This window comes from Melioribacteraceae bacterium, assembly GCA_019638015.1.
In the GTDB taxonomy this organism is placed as follows: domain Bacteria; phylum Bacteroidota; class Ignavibacteria; order Ignavibacteriales; family Melioribacteraceae; genus JAHBUP01.
The window spans coordinates 3492393-3505019 of the sequence record JAHBUP010000001.1; the positions used below are offsets into that span (position 1 = coordinate 3492393).

General features: G+C 35.4%; 11 protein-coding genes. 3 read left to right on the plus strand and 8 right to left on the minus strand.

Annotation, left to right across the window (positions count from 1 at the left end; genetic code table 11):
* Positions 1-109 precede the first annotated feature (109 nt).
* Entirely contained in the window at positions 110-3379 is a 3270-nt protein-coding gene (locus KF816_14955) for a glycosyl hydrolase (protein MBX3009318.1), read from the plus strand.
* Between the two features lie 27 nt (positions 3380-3406).
* Here the strand turns inward: KF816_14955 and KF816_14960 are convergent, their stop codons facing one another.
* Positions 3407-4345: an SDR family oxidoreductase gene (locus tag KF816_14960; GenBank protein ID MBX3009319.1), complete on the minus strand. Its 939-nt coding sequence runs from the start codon at positions 4343-4345 to the stop codon at positions 3407-3409.
* A gap of 257 nt (positions 4346-4602) precedes the next feature.
* Here KF816_14960 and KF816_14965 point away from each other — a divergent pair, with 257 nt between their 5' ends.
* Together KF816_14965 and KF816_14970 are read left to right on the plus strand one after the other, a co-directional pair.
* Entirely contained in the window at positions 4603-4971 is a 369-nt protein-coding gene (locus KF816_14965) for a hypothetical protein (protein ID MBX3009320.1), read from the plus strand.
* Positions 4972-5011: 40 nt separating this feature from the next.
* Positions 5012-5290, plus strand: coding sequence for a hypothetical protein (locus KF816_14970; GenBank protein ID MBX3009321.1), 279 nt, complete (start codon positions 5012-5014; stop codon positions 5288-5290).
* 10 nt (positions 5291-5300) lie between these two features.
* Here KF816_14970 and KF816_14975 read toward each other — a convergent pair whose 3' ends face one another.
* The 7 genes from KF816_14975 to KF816_15005 are packed head-to-tail and all read right to left on the minus strand — an operon-like array spanning position 5301 to position 12618.
* Positions 5301-6149, minus strand: a complete 849-nt coding sequence (locus KF816_14975) for a GNAT family N-acetyltransferase (protein MBX3009322.1) — start codon at positions 6147-6149, stop codon at positions 5301-5303.
* 34 nt (positions 6150-6183) lie between these two features.
* Complete coding sequence (locus tag KF816_14980) at positions 6184-6486, minus strand: STAS domain-containing protein (protein ID MBX3009323.1); 303 nt, start codon at positions 6484-6486, stop codon at positions 6184-6186.
* 29 nt (positions 6487-6515) lie between these two features.
* On the minus strand, positions 6516-7607 hold the full coding sequence (locus KF816_14985; GenBank protein MBX3009324.1) for an amino acid ABC transporter ATP-binding protein: 1092 nt from the start codon (positions 7605-7607) through the stop codon (positions 6516-6518).
* A gap of 1 nt (position 7608) precedes the next feature.
* Positions 7609-10593, minus strand: coding sequence for an ABC transporter permease subunit (locus KF816_14990; protein ID MBX3009325.1), 2985 nt, complete (start codon positions 10591-10593; stop codon positions 7609-7611).
* A gap of 20 nt (positions 10594-10613) precedes the next feature.
* Positions 10614-11039 carry an ATP-binding protein gene (locus tag KF816_14995; GenBank protein ID MBX3009326.1) on the minus strand — a complete coding sequence of 142 codons (426 nt, stop codon included), beginning with the start codon at positions 11037-11039 and terminating at the stop codon, positions 10614-10616.
* 33 nt (positions 11040-11072) lie between these two features.
* A complete protein-coding gene (locus tag KF816_15000) occupies positions 11073-12233 on the minus strand; it encodes a SpoIIE family protein phosphatase (protein MBX3009327.1) in 1161 nt (386 codons plus the stop codon).
* A gap of 1 nt (position 12234) precedes the next feature.
* Complete coding sequence (locus KF816_15005; GenBank protein MBX3009328.1) at positions 12235-12618, minus strand: response regulator; 384 nt, start codon at positions 12616-12618, stop codon at positions 12235-12237.
* Positions 12619-12627 lie beyond the last annotated feature (9 nt).

Sequence of the window (12627 nt, forward strand, 5' to 3'; positions counted from 1 at the left end):
GAGTATTGCTTGCCAATGATAATATCAAAATATCAAAAAAAACATTTATTTACTTTCAATTCATACACAACACACTTACAATTCAACAACTAAATAGACGGAGACTTACATGAAGTTGTTACGTGTTTTACTGATTATTTCTCTTTTTCCACTTTTAAATCTTTTTGCCCAAAAGGATTTGAATAAAAGCGACAAAAAGCCAAAGGAGCTGATTTCAAAAAGTATTTTTAGCGGTTTGAAATTTAGGAGTATTGGACCGGCGTTCACATCCGGAAGAATTTCTGATTTCGCGGTAAATCCAAATAATTTTAGCGAGTACTATGTTGCCACTTCAAGTGGACATTTATGGAAAACAGTAAACGCTGGAATTACCTGGAGTGCGATTGCCGATACACTGCCCTATTCGCTTGGTGTTGTAGTTATGGATCCAAATAACTCAAATGTTGTTTGGGTTGGCAGCGGGGAAAATAATCATCAACGCGCATTAGGTTACGGGAATGGGGTTTATAAATCGACTGATGGTGGGCAAAGTTGGAATTTTATGGGATTGAAAGATTCTCGCCAAATAGGTGGAATTGTTATCAATCCAAAAAATTCGGATATAGTTTATGTTGCTGCTGAAGGATCTGCCTGGGGTTCCGGAGGCGATAGAGGTTTATATAAAACTATAGACGGCGGTAAAACCTGGATTAAATCACTTTACATAAGTGAAGATACCGGGATAAATAATGTTGTTATGGATCCACGGGATCCAAATGTATTATATGCTACATCTGAGCAACGAAGACGCCACATCTTTACCAAAATTGGAGGCGGACCCGAATCGGCTGTTTACAAATCTGTTGATGGAGGCACTACTTGGAATAAAATTATGAAAGGACTTCCCTCCTCTGATATTGGAGGAATGGGTATAGCTATTTCTCCTGTTAATCCCGATGTACTTTACTTAATTGTTCAAGCCGCAGAAAATGGAAGTGGATTTTACAGAACGGTAAACAGAGGAGCTTCCTGGGAAAAAATGAGCGATCATCATGAATCGGGTCAATATTATAATGAAATTTTTTGCGATCCAGTAAATGTTGATAAAGTTTATTCCGTAGAAACTTATTCCCACGTAACTGAAGATGCTGGTAAAACATGGAGAAGGATAAGCAATAATCAGAGACATGTGGATGATCACGCTATGTGGATTAATCCCAATAATGCAAATCATTTTTTGATTGGTGGTGACGGAGGAGTTTACGAAACTTTTGACAGTGGAATACACTTTGACTTTAAGGAAAATTTACCTGTAACACAATTTTATAGAGTAAATGTAGATAATGCAGAACCATTCTATAATATTTATGGTGGGACACAAGATAACAATAGTTTCGGTGGCCCTTCTCAAACAATAAACGCCGATGGAATTGTAAATAGTGATTGGTATGTTACCAATGGAGGTGACGGATTCTGGACTGCTATAGATCCAAATGATCCTAATATTGTATACGCCGAATCTCAATATGGTGGGATGGTTAGGTATGACAAAAAAAGTAGAGAAGCTGTTGATATTAGACCCGAGCCGGGTAAAGGTGAAAAGACTTATAAATGGTACTGGGATACTCCTTTAATTATTAGTCCCCATTCTCCAACCAGATTATACACTGCCGCCGAGAGAGTATTCAGAAGTGATGACAGAGGTGACAGCTGGACAGTAATCAGTGATGATTTATCAACTCAGACTGACCGCAACTCATTTCCTGTTATGGGGAAATATTGGAGTATTGACGCGGTTGCCAAAGATGTAAGTACTTCATTGTTTGGATTGGTTGTTGCATTTGCGGAATCTCCACTAAAAGAAAACCTTTTATTCGCCGGGACCGATGATGGACTGCTTCAGATTAGTGAGGATGCAAAATCGTGGCAAAAAGTATCTGAATTTCCGGGTGTTCCTAAATTTACACTTGTGAGTGATATTCTTCCCGATAAATTTGACGCGAGCACAGTATATATAACATTTAACAATCACAAGCGTGATGATTTTAAGCCTTATGTATTGAAAAGCATTGATAAAGGAAAAACATGGAAATCTATTGCGGCAAATTTGCCTATAGATGGCGCAGTCAATACTATCGAGCAGGATTTTATAAATCCAAATTTACTTTTTGTTGGTACTGAGTGGGGTTTTTATTTCAGTATTGATGGAGGAGAAAAATGGATTAATCTTCAAAATGGATTACCGAAAGTAAAGATTTGTGATATCGCAATTCAGAAAAGAGAGAATGATTTAGTTCTTGCTTCATTTGGTAGGGGATTTTTTGTACTTGATAATTATTCACCACTAAGAGAAATATCCAGAGAGGCGGCTGAAAAAGAATTTCATTTGTTTACAATTAAAGATGCGTCGCAATTTATTTTTGAAGGTGGACGATATGGACAAGGTTCAACTTATTATAAAGCACCTAATCCCGAATATGGGGCAACATTAACATATTATTTAAAGGAAGTTCCTAAAACACTGAAAGCCGAAAGGAAGGAAAAGGAAAAAGAACTATTTAAAACAGGTAAACCAATTCCGCAACCATCGACTGATGAATTGTTAGCTGAAGAAAATGAAAAGCCACCATATTTAATTTTCTCTATTAAAGATACGGATGGATATGTAGTAAAGAAGATTACTCAAAAGGCTTCCGCCGGAATAAACAGAATTGCGTGGGACTTACGATATGAGAGTCACATGCCGGTTTCAGTAAAGGATAACAAATTTGATCCTTCAGCAAAACAAAATAGCGGCTTCCTCGCTATGCCCGGTAAGTATTCAGTTGATATATCATTAATTAGTAGAGGAACCGAAAAAGTATTAGCAAGTGGTGCTGAATTTATAGTGAAATCGTTAAACAATACTACACTCCCCGCTGCTAACAGAGAGGAATATGTTAATTATCATAGAAAAGCAGCAGAACTCGCAAGGACAATAATAGGGGCTGGAAGATTAACAGATGAACTGATAATTAAATTTGAGACAATCAAACAAACAATTAATAATGCGCCATTAGCCAATTTTGATTTACTGAGCAGAACGGAAAAAATTTCGGATGAACTTCGCGATATTAAATTTAAGTTCTCCGGTCCTCCGCAAAAAGCAAGTGCTGAAGAAACACCTCCAACAACTCCAAGTTACAATAGCAGACTCAGCACTTTACTCTATACTCAAAGCCGTTCGACATCTAATGTTACAAAGAATCAAAAAGTGGCATATGAAGTATTAAGAGAAGAAATTCAACCGGTTTTAGATAATCTTAAAAAGATTAAAGAGAATGATCTAAAGGCAATTGAAACAGAATTAGAAAAAATAAATGCGCCTTGGACACCGGGTAGATTACCTCAAGTAAAATAGTTTGGAAAGCGATAGGGATTTGAGAAATCAGATCCCTATTTGTTTAAAATAATCAATAGTGAGTTTAAGGGATGATTCTAAATCAAAATTAGGATTAAAATTTAATTCCTTTTTAATCTTTTGAATGTCGGCAAGGCTATGTTTAATATCCCCTTTTCTCTCAGAATGAAAATGAATATCGCTTTTGCTTTCTGTTAAACTAATAATCGTTTCAGCGAGAGTTTTAATCGAAGTTGAATTTCCGAGAGCCACATTAAAAACTCCGTTCACATCTTCATTCTTAGCTGCCAAAATATTCGCCTGCACTACATCTTTAACAAAAATAAAATCCCGAGTTTGTTCGCCATCGCCATAAATTGTAATCGGGTCATCCTTCAACGCTTTTGTGATAAAAATTGGGACTGCGGCGGCGTATTGGCTTTTGGGATCTTGTCTCGGACCAAACACATTAAAATATCTTAAAGATACAGCGCCGAGTCCATATAATTCTTTATACATATTCAGATAATATTCACCGTCAAGTTTTGTAATACCATAAGGTGATTTTGGGGCGGGAAGGGTTTTAGTAGTTTTTGGTGATTCGGGATTTTCTCCATAAACCGCGGCTGAACTACTGAGTACGATTTTTTTAACACCAAATTTTCTTGACGCTTCTAAAACATTCAACAAACCAATTAAATTAATTTCTATACATTCATATGGTCTTTCTACCGATTCCGGAACAGAAATTAATGCGGCAAGATGATGAACATAATCGGCATCTTTAAATACTTCATCAACCAAACTTTTATCAGTAATACTTCCATAGTGAAATGCAGCATCTGGAAAAAGAACAACATTTGAGATAAATCCGGACCGAAGATTATCAATTATGTGCACTTCGGCTCCTTCGCTCAGCCAATATTCAACAATGTGACTTCCAATAAAACCGGCTCCACCGGTCACCACAACTTTAGTTTTACGCATTAAGAGGTTTCCCCGCTTCAATTTTATTTGTAAAGATAAATATATTTAAGATATAAACCACATTTACCTCAATTTGGCTTGAAAAGCTAGATAACAATAAATATTAAGTTTTGAGAAAGAGAAAATCTTTCATCACGACTGTCGAAAAGTAACACAATAGCATCCTTGATTTCTTAATTATTAAAATCTAATTTATACCAAGCATTTTGGGATTTCAACCTTTGCAGTTTTGTGATTACAACTGAATTGGAGATAAAATGAAAAAGAATTTTCTATACTTTTTTATCCTACTAATTGTAACTCTGCCAATTTCCGCCCAATCTCAGAAAACAATTGAGATCGCGCGCCAGAAGTACAAACCAAAACCAAAGGTGCAAGTAGCTCCTGATATTGCAAATATTAATTCTCTCATAGCCCGTGAACAAAATTTGGAAAAAGAAATTAAAAGTCTTGAAGAGAAATTAGTCTTGATGAAAGAGGATCAAATTAAGCTACGCCAGGAATTAAACGAATTACTCGAAAAGGAGATAAAACTGCAGGAAGAGAAAACTGATCTCAAGATCGAAGAATTAAAAAAGCAAAAAGAGGAATTGAACAAGAAATGGGAAAACAAAGAAAACAAGTAACAGCGTTTTTATAAATAAATCTTTTTAAGAAATTAATATCATGCACTACATATTATTTTATAAAACAGTAGAGAATTATGTTGAAAGGCGGGCACCCTTTAGAGTAATGCATTTAGCATACGCTCAAGAATATGTAAAAAGAGGCGAGTTAATAATGGCTGGTGCTTTCGATAATCCGGTTGATGGAGCCGCATTAGTTTTCAATTGTGAGACTGAAACCATTCCTCAAGAATTTGCGAAAAATGATCCATATGTGATTAATGGATTAATTAGCGAATGGTACATTCGAGCTTGGAATGTAGTGTTAAAATCACAATAGTATTTTATTTCTATCCTAACTCGAATGTTGTAACTCCGTATATCCGATCTATATTTATATTTGGAATTTCCTTGGTGTACATCCTTGCGGTTCCAAAAACTTGTTTCATATCATTTTCTTCCGCAAGGCTTACAGCACTAAAATTCACTTCGGGAGTATCAAGATATATTGGTGAACCTGCTTCAGCAAAATTATTGCATGCCGCGAATAAAGATTCCGCAATTTCATAAGTTTCAGCAAATAACGGTCCCACCTTATATCCAACTCTACATTTTCTTATAGTTGCGCAGCCAGTAATTTTATTATTTTCTAAGGAGAGAAAAGTGGCTGAATCGGTAAGATTGAACCAGTGTTTTAGAAAATCTCTTCTTGGAACCGGAAAAAAATTATTATCATATTCAACGAGTGTATTAAAATGTTCATTTGTAAATGGGAAAATATTATTATTCTTTATACTCATTGCGTTCGCCCTTCCCTCATAACGGATGTTGCTGTAGGCTAGTTTGAATCCGGATTTTGCATAGTTGGATTGTTGAGCTACAACACCATCGAGTCCAATGTTGTGATTACTCAAATATTCAATTCCTTTATTCCATACTTTTAACCCATAGCCCATTCCACGAAACTCCGGTTTTACAATATAAAACCCGATGAATCCAAACTTTCCTTCATAAGATATTGCGGAAATGCAAGCGATTGGAATATTATCTAGTAGGCCAACAAAGAATCCATTCGGGTCACAATTATAAAATGCCAAATAATCATAAAGCCCAGGATTCCATCCCTCGACAGCCGCCCATTCAACGGCAATATTTTTTACTTCATCAATCGTCATATTTCTAATAACATAATTACTCATTTGGAATTCCGCTAATTTGATGAGAGTTGAATCATTAAACTATTTTAACTATTTGAGAAAACCCTGTAATATTAAAAATGTTCTTTATCGCATCACTCATGTTCGTCAGTTCAAATTCCAGATTACTCGATGAGACTTTTTTCTGGGCGGCTAAGATTACTCTTAATCCGGCACTGCTTATATAATCTACCTCAGAAAAATCCAACACCAGTTTTTGGCAATTCTCATTGAAAAAATTATCAATCTCCTCATTCAAGAGATTACAGGTGATTGTGTCTATTCTGCCTGTTAAACAAAGAACTAGATTAGACCCGTTTTTAGTTTTAGTAATATTCATTTAATTCCTTTCATTCGGTTAATAAAAATCTATGAACCCACATTTATAGAAATAGTGAGAATGTTTCGCTCGTTTATTCTGTCATAATTTATTGATTGTGTTATTCCTTTAATAATTGATATGCTAAGTTCGTCTGCTGCTGAATCCTCTAGAATATTATTATCACAACCGCCAGAGTCGAATGTAATTTCTAAACTATTATGTTTTTCGGAATAGGATAAAGTAAGGTTAATATTTATCTCTTTGGATACCGAATTATTTACAGCAAGCAATTCTTCTAAAAGAAGAATAACATTGTTAATAACTTTCTTTGAGAGCACATGCTTTTCGCAGAACTGCTGAATCTCAGCATTCATCGAATAAAGATCATAATCGGCACTTCGGATTTGATAATTAAAACTTCTTATTCTATTTATAAATGCTTTCGTCTTTTCTCGCTGCGGATTTTCGAATATTTGTTTTGGTGAACCTTCTTCATATATAAAACCATCATCCATATATAGAACCCGGTTTGATACATCGCGCGCGAAATCCATTTCATGAGTAACAATTGCCAAAGTCATTCCCTCTTTTGCGAGTCTTCTAATTACGGCTAATACCTCGCTCACCATAGTTGGATCTAGAGCCGAAGTGGGCTCATCAAAAAGAATTATTTCCGGATCCATTGATAGACATCTGGCGATAGCTACTCTTTGCTTCTGACCGCCCGAAAGTTCATCGGCAAAACTATATGCTTTTTCAGCCAGTCCAACCATCTTTAGCAGTTCCTTTGCTTTAACCTCCGCATCTTCCTTACTTTTATTTAAAAGTTTTATTGGTCCTATAGTTAGATTATCCAAGACACTTAAATGCGAAAATAAATTAAACGATTGAAATACCATTCCCATTTTTTGGCGCAGTTTAGGAACGTTTGTACTTTTATTGAGGATATCTACATTATCAATAAATATTTTTCCATGAGTTGGAGTTTCAAGCAAATTTAGACATCTCAAGAAAGTACTTTTTCCGGTACCGGATGGACCAATAATAGAAATTACTTCCCCCTTGTGAATTTCCAGGTTGATTTCATTAAGCACTGTTAGATTGCCAAATTTTTTGCCGAGTTTTTCAACTTTAATCATATTATAAACTCCGCCTTAGTTTAGTTTTCGGATCAGCCAACCGTTCAACATAACCGAGTACAAGCATAAGCAACCATGAAATTAGAAAGTATAGTACAGCAACCATTATTAATGGAAAGAACGCATCAAAAGTTCTGCTTCTAATTATATCGCTTGCCTTGGTTAAATCTTGAACCGCGATGTAACCTACAATTGACGTCATTTTCACCAATGAAATTACCTCTCCTTTATAAACAGTTAAAATTCTTCTCGCCGCTTGCGGCAGAACTATAAAAATAAACGTTTCGATTTTTGTAAAACCCATTGCAATGCCAGCTTCAGATTGTCCACTATCAACACCTTCAATGCCGGTTCTAAACATTTCCGAGACATATGCGGCAAAATTCATCCCAAATGCTACGACCGCAACAATCACCGGATCAATATCAACTGAGGCAAATACAACATAGAAAATTATCATCAATACAACTAAAACCGGGGTTCCACGTAAGAGTGATATATATATCTTAGCCGGAATAAGCAAAATTTTCTTTTTCGCCATTCGCATGTAGCAAATAAAACTTCCCAGAATTGATCCAAAGAGAATTGATAATAGTGATATTATTGCCGTGGTTCGCAAACCGTCAATTATTAACAGGTAACGCTTTTCTACAATAATATTGTTGGTGAAACTATTTCTTATCGATTCAAAGAAAGAAATAGTATTAGTTAATTTTTCTGAATTTACTTCATGCCCCATATTGCTCTTTAATGCGAGTACAGCAGTTCTGAAATCAAGGTATTTATCGGAGAAATCAACTTGCCTGGCTCGTTCTTCGGTAATGCTAATTCCATCGGCAATCATATCAACTTTACCCGCGGCAAGTGCTGCAACTAGTGCAGAGAAATCCATAGTAATAATTTTCAATTCAATATTTTCATGGTCGGCAAATGTCTTTAACAACTCAATATCAAAGCCAACATATTCACCATTAACAAAAGCGGAATAGGGAAGATCAGCTACAGATACTCCTAAAGTGAGTTTGTTCGAATATTGTTTTTGGGGAAACTCAGGCATCTTCGCTTTTTCAATATCATCCTGAAACCACTTTTTGTACATCTCATCAAATTTGCCGTTTGCCTTCACCATCTTTAAAAAATTATTAAACTTTTTAGTAAGCTCGGGTTTGTTTTTACTGAATCCGATTCCGAGGGGGAGATCTAACGCCTCTTCGGATAAAATTCCAATTTCTTCATTATCTTTCAATATTATACCGGCGCTGTAGTAATCAAAGAAAGAGACATCAATCTTACCGGTTTTTAAAGCGAGGATCATATCCGGCGTACTATTATATCTAAAAATTTCAGCCTTTGGATATTTTTCCATCACAAAACCATCGTGGACTGTTCCCGCATATACTCCAACTTTCTTGTCGGCAATATCATCAAGAGTTTTTAGACGGGGAATACTTTTTTCACTAATGTTCTTTGATAATGCAAAAATGCTCGCCCCCAGTTTATAGTAAACATCAGAAAAATCAATCTGCTTTTTTCTCTCCTCGGTAATCATTAAAGTACTGGCAATCATATCTATTTTTTTTGATGCCGCCGCAATTATCAAACTCCCGAATTCCATATCAACTAGCTTTAATTCTTTCCCGATATGTGATGCAAATCTTTCAACCAATTCAATATCGAACCCGATCATCTTTCCATCTTGAATTACAGTAAATGGCAATCCTTTATCGCTCACCGTACCAACAACAAGGGTACCGCTAGTTATAGTTTTTTTGAGTTCCGGCATTTCATATTCACCATTAATAAGCCAACGATTGACCATCTCCTGATATTCGCCATTACTCTTTATTAATCGAAGAAATGAATTAAACTGTTCTCTTAATTTGGTATTCTCTTTATTAAAACCCATCCCTATAGGAACTGCAAAAAGTGTATCTCCCAATATTTTTATTTCGTTATCGGATCGAATCATTTCTCTCAATGTTTCGGTTGTATAAAACGCCGCATCAACTTTTTGTGATTTTACCGCAAGCAGAATTTCAGAAGGGCTTTTATACTGCAATATTGTTGCGTTGGGATAATTTTTAATCGCATAGGTATCATGAACCGAGCCGAGTAGTACTCCAATTTTTTTATCCTTTACATCATTTACAGAACTTAATTTATTTATTTGTTCGTCATACTTAAGTTGGTCTTCGTCTCCTTTTTTAACAAGCATTACTTGAGAATTGAGGAAGTACGATTCAGTGAAATCAACAGATTTACTTCTTTCTTCTGTAGCCGTCATTCCTGTAATAATTATATCAATTTTACCCGATTGGAGTGCGGTAATTAGCGCGGAGAATTTCATATCCACAAACTGAATTGGTCTGTTTAATTTAACCGATACTCTCCGAGCCAGTTCACCATCATGTCCGGAAACATTTTTATCGGCATCAAGAAAACAGAAAGGTTCTCTAGTTGCGCTCACACCGACTTTAAGCACTTCCCCTTTTTCGGGAATTTCAATATTGGGTACTTCATAAGGAGAAAAATCGGTTTTGAACCATCTCCTCTTCATATCTGCGAGAGTGCCGTTATTTTTAAGTTCAGTTATAAAATTATTAAGTTGATTCAGTAATTCAGGATTTCCCTTTCTGATTGCGATGGCTGTGTTCTCATAATCAACTGCTTCATCGAGATAAAACAGATCATCATTTCTTTTGCTTACGTTCATTGCCGCGGGATACCCTGTAATTACAGCATTTATCTGTCCCGATTTTAACGCCGCAACCGCATCCATTATATCATCAAAACTTTTAACTTCTGCGTTAGGAAATCTTTTAATTGCAAGTTGTTCGCCTGTAGTGCCGGTCATAACTCCAATTTTACTATTTGCTGCGTCATCAAGTTTAGTGATTTGTTTATTTTTACTACTGCATGAAATGAGTATGCACAAAAGTATTATTGAAGTGAAATATTTAATTCTATTATCTTTTATTCTGAACATGATATTATCCGGATGCTGAATTATTTATTGATATACTTTATTAAAGTGATTGAATTCTTACCGTTACGATATTCGTAATTAACTGAATCCATAATTTTTTTTACAATTAAAATCCCATAGCCACCATCACCCCTTTCATCGATCGGTAGAGAAACATCTGTTTCCTGCAACTCCAATGGATTAAAAGGCTTTCCATAATCAGTAAAATTTAGGTATATACTGTTTTCATCGTGCCATAAATTAATTGCAATTGTACCTTTTTCTTTTTCGTAGGCGTAGTAAATTATATTTATTATGATTTCTTCAGCTGCCAGAAGAATATTCGATTTTACCTCTTTGGTGATTTCAATTTTTGCTAAATAATTTTCAATAAAAAATATGAACTGATAAAAATTTTCTCGATCAGCAATTATTTCTATACCTTCCGCTTTTATATTTTCTTTCATTGAATATTGTATTAATTGAAGGACATAATCAGTTTATAAATATTTAACTGCCAATATTGTAATATCATCCGATTGGACCTCGCCATCTGCATGAATTTTAATATCATCAAGAGTACGGCTCACAATATCATTTACATTTATTCCGCAATTTTCTTTAATCAGCAATTCCAAGCGCTCATCAGAATATAGTTCATAATCTTTGTTCATGGCTTCTGTCACTCCATCGGTATATAAGTAAATTAAATCACCATTTGCAATCTGTACCGATTTACTTTTATATCCAATCCCATCAACAACACCTAATGCAAGTCCGCCGGTTAATTCCAAAGCTTTTAATTCTCCCTCTTTCGATAAGATATATGGTGGATTGTGCCCTCCATTTGCATAGATGAGCGTTCCTTTTTTATAATCGAGCACTCCATAAAATACGGTAACAAACATTGACGCTACACTTTCATTACATAACAAGTGATTGACATAGGTTAGGCACTCTTCCGGAGGAATTCCTTTCAACGCGGTTGCCCTGATTAATGTTCGGCTTACTGCCATAAAAATAGCTGCGGGTACCCCTTTCCCGGATACATCGCCAATAACAAATCCAACCCGATTATTATCAAGCAGGAAAAAATCATATAAATCACCACCCACTTCTTTTGCGGGTTCCATCGCGGCAAAAATCTCAAATTCTTTAATTTCCGGGAATGGTGGAAATTTTTTGGGCAGAATTGCAGATTGAATATTCCTAGCAGTATCAAGATCAGTTTGCATTGCAATTAGTTTGTCATGTTCTGCTATTGCGCTTCTTATCGTTTCAAGTTCTTTGATAGTTTTTTCAATTGTAGTTTCCAGGTCAATAAAATCAATCGGCTTTGTAACAAAATCGTAAGCGCCCCTATTCATTGCGGTTCTAATATTATCCATGTCACCATAAGCAGAAACGATCACAGTTCTAAGAGCAGGATTTCTCAATTCATTTAATTTAGCCAGAAGAGTTAATCCATCCATTTCGGGCATGTTTATATCGCTTAAAACAATACCAATATCTTTGTGCTCAAGAAGTCTGCTCAAAGCTTCCAATCCATTACTCGCAAAAACGAATTCGTATCTACCCTCATTTATTTTCTTTCTGAATTTTTGCCGGATCATTGATTCGAGATCTGGTTCATCATCTACTACAAGCATTTTTTCAATCATGTTAATCTCTTTTTTTTAGCGAAAGGATCTCTGTTTTTAATTTTTCAAAATCTATTGGTTTAGTTAAATATTCCTCTGCACCATATTTCATTGACTGCTCATACTTTTCTTTATCATCGTAAGCTGTAACCATAAAAACTTTTAAGTAAGCATATTGTTCTTTGAGTATTCGCAGAAGCTCAATACCGCTTAGTCCGGGCATATTTATATCCGATAAAATTAAAACAAGATCGGCGGCAGTTGCACTCTTTAAATATTCCAATGCATCTTCTGCAGAAAAAGTAAAATGAAAATGGAGAAGTCCCTCTCTAATTTCTTTCCTGAACTTTTGATTAAAAAGAGGCTCTACATCAAGTTCGTCATCAACTACCATTATTCTAATCATAAAAATCCT